Origin of the sequence: Paucibacter soli (assembly GCF_037482845.1) — a bacterium.
Lineage (GTDB): Bacteria > Pseudomonadota > Gammaproteobacteria > Burkholderiales > Burkholderiaceae_C > Paucibacter_B > Paucibacter_B soli.
Genome location: NZ_JBBHJW010000042.1, coordinates 1 through 471, shown reverse-complemented (window position 1 = coordinate 471; position 471 = coordinate 1). Strand labels below are relative to the sequence as shown.

At 66.2% G+C, this 471-nt stretch carries 1 protein-coding gene; it reads left to right on the top strand.

Annotated elements, in window-relative coordinates; genetic code table 11:
• On the top strand, window positions 1–471 hold a 471-nt coding region (locus WG898_RS25190), incomplete at both ends, for a calcium-binding protein (RefSeq protein WP_444719001.1).

Genomic DNA, 471 nt, shown 5'->3' with positions numbered 1-471 from the left:
CAACGACACGCTGTACGGCGGCGATGGCGCCGACGCGCTCAACGGCGGAGACGGCAACGACACGCTCAACGGCCAAGATGGCAGCGATGCGCTGAATGGTGGCGCGGGTGCCGACACGCTGACCAGCAGCACCAGCTACGGCGCCCCTCGCGGGACGTACACCGACACACTGGTCGGTGGCGATGGCAACGACACGCTGGACCTATTCAGTGGCGCCAATAGCGCCAGCTATGCCGACCGCAATGTCGCGACGGGGGGGGCGGGTGCCGACAGCTTCAAGATTGGGTATTCCAGCTACAACGCCAGCAACTTCACAACTACCAGCTATTCGCCGGTTTCGGCGACGGACCGCATCACGGACTTCAACGCAGCCGAAGGGGATGTGCTGGTCACGGGCATCACCAATGGCCTGGGCGGAGCGTCGGGCAACGTGCCCGTGGTCTGGCGCGGGGCGGCCGCGCCGGGATTCAC